This is a genomic window from Acinetobacter tandoii, from assembly GCF_008867985.1.
Taxonomy (GTDB): domain Bacteria; phylum Pseudomonadota; class Gammaproteobacteria; order Pseudomonadales; family Moraxellaceae; genus Acinetobacter; species Acinetobacter tandoii.
On the sequence record NZ_VXLD01000011.1, the window covers coordinates 20,661 to 34,348 of the forward strand.

12 protein-coding genes and 1 pseudogene are annotated in these 13,688 nt (G+C 40.9%); 9 read left to right on the forward strand and 4 right to left on the reverse strand.

The annotated features are described in order from the left end of the window. Positions 1 to 95 precede the first annotated feature (95 nt). Complete coding sequence (locus F4W09_RS13660) at positions 96 to 1,772, forward strand: AMP-binding protein (protein WP_151505101.1); 1,677 nt, start codon at positions 96 to 98, stop codon at positions 1,770 to 1,772. A gap of 46 nt (positions 1,773 to 1,818) precedes the next feature. Here F4W09_RS13660 and F4W09_RS13665 read toward each other — a convergent pair whose 3' ends face one another. After that, positions 1,819 to 2,205 carry a hypothetical protein gene (locus F4W09_RS13665; RefSeq protein ID WP_016168520.1) on the reverse strand — a complete coding sequence of 129 codons (387 nt, stop codon included), beginning with the start codon at positions 2,203 to 2,205 and terminating at the stop codon, positions 1,819 to 1,821. A gap of 108 nt (positions 2,206 to 2,313) precedes the next feature. Here F4W09_RS13665 and F4W09_RS13670 point away from each other — a divergent pair, with 108 nt between their 5' ends. Both F4W09_RS13670 and ppa read left to right on the forward strand, forming a co-directional pair. Beyond that, entirely contained in the window at positions 2,314 to 2,712 is a 399-nt protein-coding gene (locus F4W09_RS13670; RefSeq protein WP_016168519.1) for an MAPEG family protein, read from the forward strand. 111 nt (positions 2,713 to 2,823) lie between these two features. Further along, positions 2,824 to 3,348, forward strand: coding sequence for an inorganic diphosphatase (gene ppa, locus F4W09_RS13675; protein ID WP_016168518.1), 525 nt, complete (start codon positions 2,824 to 2,826; stop codon positions 3,346 to 3,348). Positions 3,349 to 3,451: 103 nt separating this feature from the next. Here ppa and F4W09_RS13680 read toward each other — a convergent pair whose 3' ends face one another. Beyond that, positions 3,452 to 4,777 carry an OprD family outer membrane porin gene (locus tag F4W09_RS13680; protein ID WP_016168517.1) on the reverse strand — a complete coding sequence of 442 codons (1,326 nt, stop codon included), beginning with the start codon at positions 4,775 to 4,777 and terminating at the stop codon, positions 3,452 to 3,454. Between the two features lie 1,227 nt (positions 4,778 to 6,004). Between F4W09_RS13680 and F4W09_RS13685 the strand changes: the two genes are divergently transcribed. Further along, the gene (locus F4W09_RS13685; RefSeq protein ID WP_026441100.1) at positions 6,005 to 6,775 is read left to right on the forward strand and encodes a TorF family putative porin; all 771 of its coding nucleotides are present in this window, start codon (positions 6,005 to 6,007) and stop codon (positions 6,773 to 6,775) included. A gap of 66 nt (positions 6,776 to 6,841) precedes the next feature. Here F4W09_RS13685 and F4W09_RS13690 read toward each other — a convergent pair. Next, positions 6,842 to 8,330: pseudogene (locus F4W09_RS13690) on the reverse strand (YifB family Mg chelatase-like AAA ATPase). 66 nt (positions 8,331 to 8,396) lie between these two features. Continuing rightward, positions 8,397 to 8,624, reverse strand: a complete 228-nt coding sequence (locus F4W09_RS13695; protein WP_016168503.1) for an accessory factor UbiK family protein — start codon at positions 8,622 to 8,624, stop codon at positions 8,397 to 8,399. 278 nt (positions 8,625 to 8,902) lie between these two features. On the opposite strand from F4W09_RS13695, the gene glnK reads away from it, so the two are divergent. The 5 genes from glnK to F4W09_RS13720 all read left to right on the forward strand — a co-directional run bounded on the left by glnK (position 8,903) and on the right by F4W09_RS13720 (position 13,685). Further along, positions 8,903 to 9,241 carry a P-II family nitrogen regulator gene (gene glnK, locus F4W09_RS13700; RefSeq protein WP_016168502.1) on the forward strand — a complete coding sequence of 113 codons (339 nt, stop codon included), beginning with the start codon at positions 8,903 to 8,905 and terminating at the stop codon, positions 9,239 to 9,241. A 58-nt stretch (positions 9,242 to 9,299) separates the two neighbouring features. After that, on the forward strand, positions 9,300 to 10,703 hold the full coding sequence (locus F4W09_RS13705; RefSeq protein WP_016168501.1) for an ammonium transporter: 1,404 nt from the start codon (positions 9,300 to 9,302) through the stop codon (positions 10,701 to 10,703). 140 nt (positions 10,704 to 10,843) lie between these two features. Then, positions 10,844 to 11,305: a transcriptional regulator NrdR gene (nrdR, locus tag F4W09_RS13710; protein ID WP_026441105.1), complete on the forward strand. Its 462-nt coding sequence runs from the start codon at positions 10,844 to 10,846 to the stop codon at positions 11,303 to 11,305. Positions 11,306 to 11,313: 8 nt separating this feature from the next. After that, positions 11,314 to 12,399: a bifunctional diaminohydroxyphosphoribosylaminopyrimidine deaminase/5-amino-6-(5-phosphoribosylamino)uracil reductase RibD gene (gene ribD, locus F4W09_RS13715; RefSeq protein WP_016168499.1), complete on the forward strand. Its 1,086-nt coding sequence runs from the start codon at positions 11,314 to 11,316 to the stop codon at positions 12,397 to 12,399. Continuing rightward, positions 12,396 to 13,685, forward strand: coding sequence for a DNA adenine methylase (locus F4W09_RS13720; protein WP_016168498.1), 1,290 nt, complete (start codon positions 12,396 to 12,398; stop codon positions 13,683 to 13,685). The genes ribD and F4W09_RS13720 overlap by 4 nt, the downstream gene beginning before the upstream one ends. The last annotated feature ends 3 nt before the right edge of the window (positions 13,686 to 13,688 follow it).

Below are 13,688 nucleotides of genomic sequence, written 5' to 3' on the forward strand. Positions count from 1 at the left end.
ATACGGGAATGTGCATCAACAAGCTAAATAAACACACACAAACCCGAAAAAAAAGCTGCATATTTTAAGGACTATAGATTGGAGAGATTGGGATTATGGAAAAGATTTGGTTCGCTGAATACCGCAAGACAGGAATTCCTGAAACTGTAGAATTACCGCCAGAGAACACCTCTTTGGTTGATGTATTTGAGCGTAATTTCCAAAAATTTGGTTCACGTGATGCTTTTATCTTTATGAATAAAGCGCTTACATTCAGTGAACTTGACGAAGCGAGTCGTAAATTTGCTGTTTATCTACAAAGTTTAGGTTTGGCGAAAGGTTCTCGTGTAGCAGTCATGATGCCAAACGTTCTCCAATATCCAGTGGTTGCTCTTGGTGTATTGCGTGCAGGTCTGGTGCTTGTGAACGTTAATCCGCTATACACTGCGCGTGAGCTTGAACATCAATTAAATGATTCAGGTTCTGAAGTTTTAGTCATTATTGAAAACTTTGCTTCGGTTTATCAGAGCATTATTGGTAAAACGCCAGTAAAACATGTCGTGGTTGCCTCTGTCGGTGACATGTTGGGTACTTTAAAAGGGACTCTAGTGAATTTTGTGTTGCGTTCAGTACGTAAGCAAATTCCTGCGTGGAATATTCCAGGTCATATCCGTTTTAACGCGGCTATGTCAAAAGTAAGCCCAAGCAACTATAAACGTCCAAATCTAACCCTCAGTGATACGGCTGTTTTACAGTACACTGGTGGTACTACGGGTGTTTCTAAAGGTGCTGAGTTAACCCATCGTAACCTTGTGGCTAACTTATTACAGTGTGATGGTATTTTCCAAAGTAAATTTGGTGCTCAAGATGGTCAGCCAGATGACCGTATTTTCTGTGCTTTGCCGCTGTATCATATTTTCGCGTTTATGGTTTGTGCTATGTACGGTATGTATAAAGGTCAAGCCAATGTTTTAATTCCGAACCCGCGTGATTTACCTGCGGTGATGAAAGAATTACGCAAATATCAACCAACATTCTTCCCAGCAGTAAATACCTTATTTAATGCTTTGGTCAATAATGAAGAGTTTAAACAGCTCGACCACAGCAAACTTAAAATGGCTATGGGCGGTGGTATGGCCGTACTTCCATCGACTGCAGAAGCGTGGAAGAAAGTCACAGGTACGAACATTATTGAAGGTTATGGCTTATCTGAAACTTCACCTGTAGCAACAGCAAACCCACCTGCTTCGGATGAATTCAGTGGCACGATTGGTATTCCATTACCATTAACTGACATTGCAATTTTAGATGATGATGGCAATCCAGTTGCATTGGGCGAGCAAGGTGAAATCTGTATTCGTGGTCCTCAGGTGATGAAAGGTTACTGGAATCGTCCAGATGAAACTGCCAAAGTGATGGTGAATGGTTTCTTCCGTACAGGTGACATCGGTGTAATGGATGATCGCGGCTACACCAAAATTGTTGACCGTAAGAAAGATATGATTTTAGTGTCTGGCTTCAACGTTTATCCTTCTGAAATTGAAGAAGTGATTGCCAAGCATCCAAAAGTGCTTGAAGTTGCTGCAATTGGTGTACCTGATGAAAAATCAGGCGAAGTACCAAAATTGTTTGTTGTGAAAAAAGATGCCTCTTTAACCACTGAAGAAGTTCTTGAATTTGCAAAAGAGAACTTAACAGGCTATAAACGCCCACGTTATGTAGAGTTTATGGAAGAATTACCAAAATCAAATGTAGGTAAAATTTTACGTAAAGATTTACGTAAGACTGCATAGAATTTTGTATAAAAAAGCGCCTCAGGGCGCTTTTTTTTGCTATGGCTTATTTTTTCTTCATCAGCCAGCGGTCAAAATAAGGGCGGCCTACACCTGCAATACCAATAAAAATAAAGATGGTGCCGAACTGACGGCTAAAGCCAGAACGATTAAAAGTGCCGTAGCTCAAGAAATTATCCACCAAGCAGTAAATCAGGGTAATCAGCACCCAATGCCAGAGGGGCAGGCGACGAATGCCTACAGCCCAAAATGCAACCCAGAGCAAAATAAAGGTACAGACAGTAGACCAAATGTTCATATTGGCGCAAATGACTGTGAGTAAAAAAGCAACAATAGGGAACACAATAGCGAGTACACGATCCATCTGCCGTTGATGTTGGCGTTGTTTTTCCAGTTCATCGAACAGTTTGTGTTGCTCCGCATTAAATGACATAGATATTCCCGAATGGCTTGGTAATCAAAACACTATATTTAACAAAAAATATTCTAGAATTGCCATGCTATGATAAGGCTAATTAATACTCTTACGAGAACTCAATTGATGCACAGTATTAGCGGTATTGTCTATCTCATCTTATTTGCATGTTTATTACCTTATGTTTTTAGTTTTATTGCCAGACTTACGAGTGGTTTTCAGGCCAAAGACAATCAATATCCGCGTGAGTTTTTGAACAATTCAACAGGTATTGCTGCACGTGCCAATGCCGCACAACAAAATAGTTTTGAAGGATTACCTTTATTTATTGCTGCTGTTTTAATGGCGGAATATATGGTTGTGTCACAATCTGTGATTATGACTTTTGGTATTGCTTATTTGGTCTTACGTGTGATCTATGGGGTGTGTTATTTGGCCAATTGGGCGACATTGCGTTCAATTGTCTGGTGTCTATCTTTATTGTGTCCAATTTCACTGCTGATTTTGGTGATCAAACTCAGCTAATGAACGTGCATATTCCCTATTTTTGCGGGGCAGATGTATAATCGCTCCGTGATTAAACCGAAGACTTTAATTTCGGTCTCAATATAATTTAAATCGTTAAAGAGTGATGCTATGAGTTACAGCAATATCCCTGCGGGTAAAGATGCACCAAATGACATTTATGTCATCATTGAAATTCCTGCAAATGCAGCGCCAATCAAATATGAAATTGATAAAGATTCTGACGCTTTATTTGTAGACCGTTTCATGGGTACAGCAATGTTCTACCCAGCGAACTACGGTTATGTACCAAATACTTTGTCTGAAGATGGTGACCCGCTTGACGTGCTTGTTGTAACACCGCATCCAGTTGAGCCAGGTTCAGTCATTCGTTGCCGTCCTGTGGGCAAATTGAACATGGAAGATGACGGTGGTATCGATGCGAAACTTATCGCGGTTCCACACGAAAAATTAACGCCAATCTATAAAGATGTTCAGGAATATACTGATCTTCCTCCGCTTTTAATTCAGCAAGTGGAGCATTTCTTTGCTCACTACAAAGATTTAGAGCCAGGCAAATGGGTGAAGTTAACAGGTTGGGAAGGTGCTGAAGTTGCTAAGCAAGAAGTGCTTAAAGCAATTGAAGCTGCAAAATAATTTCTCAATAAAATAAGGATTTGGATAAATTAATTTTTCTGAATCCATAAAAAAACCTGCACATTGTGCAGGTTTTTTTTAGATCTCTGAAAACGTCTTCAAATTAGAAGAATTTTACAGGGATATCTAACCAGATACGCCATTCGTTGGTGTCACCGATGTATGCAGATTGGTAAGCATCGCTTGCGCGGTAGTATGAGTGACGTAAACGTAAGCTTGCATCTTTCGCGAAACCAGATTGAACTGTATATTTGACTTGGTTAAAGAATTCACGTTCTTGTTCATTATCACTGATCATAGTGCCTTTATTGTCAGTTGCTTTAATGTCCCAACCATAAACAAATGCAGTAGTCCACGTTAAACCAGGTACACCATAATTCGCAAAATCTAGGCTATATTGAAGTTGAAGTGATTTTTCATCATTACCAATGAAGTCAGAAAGGTAAGAGTTTGGTAAGTAAACTGTTTGATGGCCATCACCAACACCTTTACCTAAGCCATAGTCATAACCAGTATTACCACTGTTTTGTTGGTACGCAACCATTACATTGTGTGGACCAGTGTTGTAGGTCGTAGAAAATGCAAAAATGGTGTTGTCAAAAGAATCGTTTGCTGAACCAATTTGAGAATACAAATATTTATTCGCGCCCTTATCCCATTCAGTGTGGTAACCACTGAAGTCATAAGTTAATGAGCTATTGTTTGCCAACGCTTGCTTGTAATTGGTATTGATATAATGACGCTCTAAACGGTCTTTAATGTCAGTACCATAGTAAGATGCATTTAATTGATCATTAAATTTATATTTTGCACCCCAAACCACTGCGCGATCTAATTCATTGCCATCAGTGGTTACTTGGTCTGAATATTGGTTTTTAGTGAATTTACCAGCAGTAAGCTCTAAACCTTTAATTTCACGGCTAGTCGCTAAAACACCTTCAAAATATTCAGGAACTAGACGCGCAGTATTACTTGCAAGTACTGGCAAGTCGAGTACTTGAGTACCATAACGAACTTCAGTATTAGAGATACGTGCTTTTACGATACCGCCACCACGAGCCCAGTGGTCATAAGCATCAACATGACCATTTGCATCTTTTGCACCATCATTGTGTAATGGAATCATCCCATTGCCAGCGTGGTTATTTTCGCCAAGTTTGAATGAACCATCACCAATTACACCTACACCAAAACCAACAAGGCCTTTGGTATAACCAGATTCAATTTTAACCATTGCAGTTTGAGCAGCTGAACTCGTATCTGCTGTACCATGTTTTTTGTCACGAGATAAATAACCAGTGCGGAACAACACTGATCCTTCAGCATCTTCTACAAATCCTTTTGCTTCACTTTGTTCGCTTGCATAAGCTGTAGTAATAAGGGCAGCCTGAATTAATACTGCTAATGTAAGTTTTTGCGCCTTTGGCATAAGAAACAACCTCAAAAAAAGATAGATTCAGAATTTCGTTTTTTGGCATAACTCGAAATTTTAATAAATTGTATAATTAATCTATAAAAAAGATAGATTTTTATTAATTTTATTTCATTCTTGTTACGAGCTACTTGACGAAATTGCTTTCTTGTTGTTTTGCTAGTGATAAACATTATTTATGTTTAAGCCTTTAATTCATAATAAAAATATATTTTATTAAATGGAAAATTTCCACTGTTTTTGTTTCGATCAAACACAGAAAAATCACATATTCTTTTGTTTATTTTTTCTTCATTATCGACTTAATTGATCGTTTTATATTCAGATTGTGTCTTGCTTTTATGAATCAATTCAATTTCTAAATGAAAATGAGAAATGTTTCATTTAGGTGCAGAGCAATTTGCGCTGAATGCGTAGCATGGAATGTTGGATTATATTGTGATTCGCATTAAATTCTAAATTCGGACATGGTCAGTTATAGTGCATGTATTTTGTACAATTTAGGGTGTGAAAATTAACTTGTGAACAAAAATAAAGCATTTTCATGCTCAGTTAGCGCTGTTGATTTAAATTTTGCCAATCCAATGTGTTCTTCATTGTAAAAGCCAAACAGAAATGTACCTCATCACCCCAGTCTCTTTTTTTGCTACAAATACCATGATAAATGTGAATTTAATGATATTGAGAACAATATAAATGTCATACGGGGCTTACACGACTTTATTGATTGGTAAGCTTAAAATAAATTTTATACTGTTTATTTAGCGAGTTATGCCGTTTTCAACGGAACAATATAAGAACTATGAATGGTCTGAGTGATGTATCCAACGCTTTTTCGATAGGGGGTGATGCTGATCATTTGAGCTGTCCCGATGAGAAATATTGATCAGCCTTATTAAGAAGTTTTGATAACAAGCAAAAGAATAATTTTTTTAAGTATTTATTATTTATTGTTTTATATGAAATTTACGGTCTTTTTACGTTACAGATATGTTGAGTCATTTTATGGTATGGCCGATCAAGTTCAGAACTTTTTAGACACAGCGTATGGTTTATAAAACGCTATCACTATGGAAATTGATAGTTCAGCCTGAAGTTTCTCAATATTTGACAGCGAACAGCAATGTACAAATATTTTTTAAAGTTGGCATAGCGCTTGCTAATACATTTCTGAGTTTATTAATTACAGCAAAACGTCGTAATTCGATGTGGGGGAACCTCAGAATGAAATTCACATTAAAAGTATTATCTATGGCGGTTGTTGCAGCGGCTTCAACATTTACCTTTGCGGATGATCAAGCAGCATCACCATTTGGTCTTTCTTTTAGCGGCAATGCAGCAGTAACAACAGACTACCGTTTTCGTGGACTGTCTCAAACTCAAAATGATCCAGCAGTACAAGCAGGTTTCACACTTGCACATGATTCAGGCGTGTATTTTGGGCTTTGGGGTTCGAATATAAACTTTGGTTCAGGGACGCCAAATCTAGAGCTAGATCCATCGCTTGGTTTTGCAACCACCTTGGATAGCTTTGCCAGCAAACCTTTATTGGATGTGGGTGTCCTGTATTACAACTATCCAAGCGCATCTGACTTAAGTTGGGTTGAATTTTATGGCAAATTGACTTTCGCAAGTGTGTTGGCTGAAGGAGATAGCATTCTGACCAATGTGAACTTTACCAATGACTATGCAGGTGCTGATACAAATAGCTGGAATGTGAATGCAGGTTATTCTGTTCCATTTGGTTCAACAGGTTTTGGTGGTGTAGCAAGTGTGGGCTATACCGTTGTGGATGATGAAGATAAATATTCATTCGGCGGCGACGATAACTATGTAGATTGGAAAGTCGGTGTTAACTATGCATTTAAATCAATTTCTGGGGCAACTGCTGAATTAGCAGCAGTAGGTACAAATATAGATACAGATGCTATGGATGATGCAACAGCTCGTGGTGTAGAAACAGGCGCAGTGTTTACCTTAACCAAAACATTCTAAATTTAAGGGTGTTAAAAAACCTCTAGTTCTTAGGACTAGAGGTTTTTTATTTGGAATTTAACCCTATTAAAGGCTTTGCTGCCGATACGATAGAGCTTCACTTAAATGTCCAGTTTGAATTTCAACAGAATTTGCTAGGTCAGCAATGGTTCTGGCAACTCTTAATACCCGATGATAGGCCCGTGCAGATAAATTTAAACGTTGTTGAGCCAATTCAAGCATTTTTTTGGTTTGTTCATTCAATCCTGCAAATTGTTCCAGTTGTTGTGGATTCAAAGCATGATTTAAACAATTTTGTCGTTGAATTTGTTGCTCATAGGCTTGAGTCACACGATGACGCACTTGATCAGAGTTTTCAGCAGGTGCATGTTCTTGTAATTCATGTACCGTAAGCGGTGGTACATCAATATGCAAATCTATCCGATCTAATAGGGGACCAGAAATTCGATTTTGATAACGTTTGATGGCCTCTGTGGAACATTGACAACGCTGATCCTGATTAAATGCATAGCCACATGGACAAGGATTCATTGCAGCGATTAACTGAAAATTGGCAGGATAAGTCATTTGACGGGATGCCCGAGAAATCACAATTTCTTTAGATTCTAAAGGCTGTCTAAGTACTTCCAAGACTTTACGATCAAACTCAGGAAGTTCATCTAAAAATAGAACGCCTAAATGGGCTAAAGTAATTTCGCCTGGTTTAGGATGTGAACCTCCACCCACCAAGGCAATGGCTGAAGCGGTATGATGTGGCGCGCGAAAGGGGCGGTGTCCAAAATGATGCTGCGTATTGGCAACAGAATAAATACTGGCTACTTCTAAATTCTCACTAGAACTGAGCGGTGGCAGAATACTAGGTAGACGCGATGCCAATAAGGTTTTGCCTGTGCCAGGGGGGCCGCGAAACAGTAAGGAGTGACCACCTGCTGCTGCAATTTCTAAAGCACGCCGTGGACGAAGTTGTCCTTTCACATCAGCCAGATCAAATTTATAGCGATGTAAAGGCGAGTCGACAGGCTTTTGCACTGGAGATAACGGTTTGTGTTGGCTTAAGTGTTCACAAACTTCTTTGAGATTTTTTGCTGCATACACATCAAAATGGGGTAGTTGTGCTGCTTCAAATGCATTTTGTTCGGGCAAAAACCAATTGGTGCTGAGCTTGCTGACATGCGATGGCAATACTTAAAGTCCCAGTGGTTGGACGTAATTGACCATCTAGTGCCAATTCTCCAATAAATTCAAGATGATCGATATTTTGTTCTGGGAGTTGCCCAGATGCAATTAAAATACCCAACGCTATCGGTAAATCTAGGCGTGAACCATCTTTGGGCAAATCTGCGGGTGCGAGATTAATCGTGAGTCGCTTACTTGGGAATTGAAAGCCACTATTAATAATGGCTGAACGAACCCGATCTTTACTTTCCCGAACAGCAGCTTCTGCTAATCCTACAATAGTAAGTGATGGTAATCCTTGACTTAAATGAACTTCGACTTCAATCAGTGGGGCGTGCAGACCCAATAGCCCTCGCGTATTTATTTTGGCAAAAGACATGTTATTGTTCCATTTTGGTGCATTATTTTTGATCGTTATTGGTTTTCTATTGCACTAATAATGTGCTTATTTTTTGTTCTGAATTTTTTGTTCAAGAGCTTCGACTTGCAGGAGTAATTCGGTTAAGCGTTGATTGGCATTGTTAAGCGCAGTTTTCTGACGTTCAATTTCGTCACGAGAAACCAAATCCATTTTCGTCACGGCCTCATTTAATAGGGCTCTTAAATTATGTTCCAAATCGGTTTTTGGTTGTTCTATTTGTTCTAGAATGGCTTGTAATAAAGTTTCAATCATTGTTGTATCCACATTGCTGAAGAAGAGCGGGAGCAGTGTAGCACTGCTTCGACAGAGACTATAGTGCTATCTCAATAATCCTGAACATGATCTGGCGAAAATAGCCGACTTTTGGCTAAAAATCTCGAATATTAAAGACCTAAGCTTCGATTAAAAGATAAAAATAAGGTATAAATAGAGTTGTGTATCAGGTTTTTATTTCCCTCAACCTTAGAAATCTTGGCACGAAAATTGAACATAAAACCTTACTGGTGAAAAAAGCCGAAGGAAAAACAAACATGAAGCTAGTAACTGCAATTGTAAAACCCTTTAAATTAGATGATGTGCGTGAAGCATTGTCAGAAATTGGTGTCCAAGGGATCACTGTGACAGAGGTCAAAGGTTTTGGCCGTCAAAAAGGTCATACTGAGCTGTATCGTGGTGCAGAGTATGTCGTTGATTTTCTTCCAAAAGTTAAAATTGAAATCGCGATTAGCGATGAAATGGTTGATGCAGTGATTGAATCGGTCACTCGTGTTGCGAGCACTGGAAAAATTGGTGACGGAAAAATCTTTGTAACTAACTTAGAGCAAGTAATCCGTATTCGTACAGGTGAAACAGGTCCAGATGCTGTTTAATTTGGCATAAAGTTTGCAGAGTATCGAGTAACTCGCAAAATTAGGTTGGGGGACACGAATGAAAAAAATGCTACTCGCGCTGAGTCTATCAGGCGCACTTTTAGGTGGTTCTGTTGCTTGGGCTGAAGACGTAACCGCATCTGCTCCATCAGAAGAAGTCACAACAACAGTTGAAACGACTGCAGCGGCATCGCCAGATGTACAAGCAGTTGCGACACCTGCTCCAGTTGAAGAAGCTGCAGCTCCTGTGGCTGAAGAACCAACCCTCGATACGGGTGATACAGCTTGGATTCTAGTTTCCACAGCATTGGTCTTGTTAATGACCATTCCTGGCTTGGCGCTTTTCTACGGCGGGATGGTTCGTAAGAAAAACGTATTAAGCACCATGGCACATAGTTTTGTTGCAGCAGCAGTAGTGAGCCTTGCTTGGGTAATTGTAGGTTATACACTTGCATTTACTGAAGGAAATGCCTTTATTGGTGGGTTTGACAAGATCATGTTGTCAGGGATTACCACAACCGCATTAACAGGCACAATTCCTGAAATTCTGTTTGTTATTTTCCAAATGACTTTTGCGATTATTACAGTTGCTATTATCAGTGGTTCAATTGCAGAACGAATGAAATTTGGAGCCTTTGTCGCATTTATCGCGATCTGGGTGGTTGTGGTGTATGCACCAATTACCCACTGGGTCTGGGGTGGTGGCTGGTTATTTAACGATGGTGCACTTGATTTTGCGGGTGGTACAGTCGTACATATTAACTCAGGTGTTGCGGGTCTAGTTGCAGCATATATGTTAGGTAAACGTATGGGGCTAGGTCGTGAATCTATGGCACCGCATAACCTGACGTTAACGGTGATTGGTGCAAGCCTTGTTTGGGTTGGCTGGTTTGGTTTTAACGGCGGTTCAGCATTGGGTGCAAATGGTTCCGCAGGTTATGCACTGGTCACCACACAAGTTGCAGCGGCAGCAGCGGCAATTGCATGGTTAATTACTGAAAAAGTGGTACGCGGTAAAGCATCTGTACTGGGTGGCGCATCTGGTGCGGTAGCTGGTCTGGTTGTGATTACTCCTGCGGCTGGTTTCGTGACCGTTGGTGGTGCCTTGGCGATGGGTCTAATTGGTGGTGTGGTCTGCTTCTGGGGGATTACAGGTCTGAAACGTGCCCTTAAAGCAGATGACTCATTAGATGCTTTCGGCTTACACGGTGTTGGCGGTATTGTTGGCGCGATTCTCACAGCAGTCTTTGCCAGTGAATTCATCATGGGAGATAAAGCACCTGCAAATATGATGAGCCAATTGTGGGTTCAAATTGAAGGTGTACTTGCGACTATTGCTTACTCTGCAGTGTTAACTTTCATAATCCTAAAAGTAATTGATGTTGTGATTGGTATCCGTGTTGAAGCTGATGATGAACGTATGGGTCTTGACTTAAGTCAACATGGCGAACGCATTGAATAATTTTCTTACGATATAATCAATATATTGTGTAAAACAGCCCGAAAGGGCTGTTTTTTTTCCATATCTAGCGTAATGCTCTACAAAAACCAGAATTTTTGCTACACTCAGAATTCAAGAATGTTATGTTTAATTCAACCGCCATGCATTGTCCTTTTTGCAACGCCGCAGACAGTAAAGTTATTGACTCGCGCTTAGCCGCTGAAGGCTGTCAAATTAGACGTCGCCGTGAATGTATTAGTTGCGGTGAGCGTTTTACCACATTTGAAAGTTTTGAAGTAGTCATGCCACGTGTGATTAAATCAGACGGTAAAAATGAGCCTTTTGACGAAGCAAAGCTACGTCGTTCGTTAATGCATGCTTTACAAAAGCGTCCCGTCACACAAGAACAAATTGAAGCTGTGTTGAGCGATATTCAACTGCATATTCGTCGTTTAGGAGAACGTGATGTGAAGTCACGCACCATCGGTGAAATTGTCATGCAAGCTTTATTTGCTTTGGATCATGTCGCTTATGTGCGTTTTGCTTCGGTCTATCAGGACTTTCAGGATGTAGAAGCTTTTCGTCGTCAAATTGAACAGATGCAGCAACGTGAACATGAATGAGTATGCCCATGTCTGAGTTAAACCAAGACCAAATGTGGATGCAACGTGCTATCCGTTTGGCACAACAGGGGCAGTATTCCACTAAGCCAAATCCAAATGTGGGTTGTGTGATTGTCAAAGATGGACAGTTAGTGGGTGAGGGGTTTCATCCACGTGCGGGACAACCTCACGCAGAAGTATTTGCCATGCGGCAAGCAGGTGATTTAACACATGGTGCAACGGCTTATGTTACTTTAGAACCTTGTGCACATTATGGTCGGACTCCGCCTTGTGCCAAAGGCTTGGTTGAAGCGGGAATAGCCCAAGTTGTCGTTGCTTGTTCCGACCCTAATCCTTTAGTGGCAGGTAAAGGTATTCATATTCTTCAGGAAGCCGGTATTCAAGTCAGGACTGGGGTGTGTGAGGCTGAAGCTGCGACATTGAACCGTGGCTTTCTTAAGGCGATGGCAATAGGTTTGCCTTATGTGCGCTTGAAAGTTGCTTCCAGTTTAGATGGTCGAACTGCAATGGCATCAGGGGAATCGAAATGGATTACTGGCGCAGAGGCTCGATTGGATGTTCAGCATTGGCGTGCCATTTCAGGCGCAGTGATTACAGGCATTGATACGGTTTTAGCAGATGACTGTTTATTAAATGTGCGTCAACTGCCAGATGTTGAAGATATCAATACCGTGGTTCAGCCCAAACGCGTTATTTTAGATCGACAAGGCCGACTACCTTTAGATGCCCAAATTTTACAACAACCCGATACGGTCATGGTCATGGGACCCTTCCGTCCTGAACTGGCGCAGTTGGGTGTGATACAGTTAGAAATTCAATCTTTAGAAAGTTTATTAAGAACCTTAAAAGATTTTCAAATTTACGATGTGTTGGTAGAAGCAGGTGCGACTTTATCCAGTGCTTTCCTACAGCAGGGTTTGGTGGATGAGCTGATCAGTTATGTTGCACCCACCTTATTAGGTCAATCCGCACGCGCGATGTTTAATGCAGAGTTTGAGCATTTGGCAGAGCAACTTCGATTTAAGCTCATCGATGTTTCCCAAGTTGGAAATGATGTGCGCTTAAGACTAACTCCCCTTCAAGAGTCTATATGAATCAAGAGTCTACGGTTTATCATAAACGACGTCACGCGGCACGGACCACAGACGAATACTTATTCCATCAATTGGTTCCTTACTTAGGAAACAAGCGTCGTTTATTACATCTGATTTTAGAGGCACTTGAACAGACGGGAACCTTGAATGCCAAAGGTCGTTCGCCTATTTTTGCTGACTTTTTTGCGGGTAGTGGTGTGGTCTCCCGTTTGGCCCGTCAAAATGGTTATCGTGTGATTGCCAATGACTGGGAACCTTATAGTCATGCCTTGAACCATGCCATTTTGGCCTGTGTGGATGCACCTGCATTTAAAGAATTGGGTGGCTATCAAAAGGCAATTGACTATTTAAACCGCCTGCCAGAAGTCAAGGGTTGGGTGACACATAACCTATGCCCACGTAACGATGAAATTTACGACCCTGCCCGTGACCGATTGTTCTTTAAACGTCGCAATGGCATGCGGATAGATGCAATTCGTCAGCAAATTGCCACTTGGCAAGCGCAAGGTGCGATTGATGATGTGGAAATGAGTGCTTTATTGGCGCCATTATTGTATTCAGCCAGTTTTGTCAGCAATACCAGTGGTGTCTTTAAAAGTTTTCATCATGGTTGGGGTGGTAAAACCCAAACAGCCCTGGAGCGTATTGAATCCTTGCTTTGGCTGACCCCAAGCCGTTTTTGTGAAATAGGCGATCCAAAACGGCCTGCCGCAGAAATGTGGTGTGTCGATGCACAGCATTTGGCCAATCAGATGAGTGGTTTTGAAGTGGATGTAGCGTATTTAGATCCACCTTATAACCAACATGCTTATAGCAGTAACTATCATGTATTAAATGCCTTGACCTTATGGGATCAAGTAGATTTGCCTAGTCCAGACACCAAAGGTTTTAAGAGTGGAATTGACCGCGCATGGCGTAAAGAGCGCCCGAGTCCGTACAATTCTTCTAAGTATGCTAAGGAAGCCTATGAAAAGTTATTGTCGACCATCAATGCACGTTATATTCTGACCAGTTATTCAACCGATGGTAATATTGAAGCGGCCGATTTACTTAAAGCCAATCTTGAGCGTGGACGTGTCACGTTGTTAACCCAAGATGTTCCGCGTTATCGCGTGAGTAAGCAACGCCAGTCGGAACGTGCACGTGTATTGGAATTTATTGTGATTACCGATACTCATGCGAAGCCAGGTCCGCCATTACGTCAGTTACTCGGTCAACTGTATCATTTCGCAGAATTGGGTGGCGTCGATACCTCAGGTGTGAGTACCCAATTGGCATTGTGGTAAGTC

Coding starts and splice junctions, on each gene's coding strand:
- F4W09_RS13660 (WP_151505101.1), top strand. CDS start 96: ATGGAAAAGATTTGGTTCGCTGAATACCGCAAGACAGGAATTCCTGAA.
- F4W09_RS13665 (WP_016168520.1), bottom strand. CDS start 2,205: ATGTCATTTAATGCGGAGCAACACAAACTGTTCGATGAACTGGAAAAA.
- F4W09_RS13670 (WP_016168519.1), top strand. CDS start 2,314: ATGCACAGTATTAGCGGTATTGTCTATCTCATCTTATTTGCATGTTTA.
- ppa (WP_016168518.1), top strand. CDS start 2,824: ATGAGTTACAGCAATATCCCTGCGGGTAAAGATGCACCAAATGACATT.
- F4W09_RS13680 (WP_016168517.1), bottom strand. CDS start 4,777: ATGCCAAAGGCGCAAAAACTTACATTAGCAGTATTAATTCAGGCTGCC.
- F4W09_RS13685 (WP_026441100.1), top strand. CDS start 6,005: ATGAAATTCACATTAAAAGTATTATCTATGGCGGTTGTTGCAGCGGCT.
- F4W09_RS13695 (WP_016168503.1), bottom strand. CDS start 8,624: ATGATTGAAACTTTATTACAAGCCATTCTAGAACAAATAGAACAACCA.
- glnK (WP_016168502.1), top strand. CDS start 8,903: ATGAAGCTAGTAACTGCAATTGTAAAACCCTTTAAATTAGATGATGTG.
- F4W09_RS13705 (WP_016168501.1), top strand. CDS start 9,300: ATGAAAAAAATGCTACTCGCGCTGAGTCTATCAGGCGCACTTTTAGGT.
- nrdR (WP_026441105.1), top strand. CDS start 10,844: ATGCATTGTCCTTTTTGCAACGCCGCAGACAGTAAAGTTATTGACTCG.
- ribD (WP_016168499.1), top strand. CDS start 11,314: ATGTCTGAGTTAAACCAAGACCAAATGTGGATGCAACGTGCTATCCGT.
- F4W09_RS13720 (WP_016168498.1), top strand. CDS start 12,396: ATGAATCAAGAGTCTACGGTTTATCATAAACGACGTCACGCGGCACGG.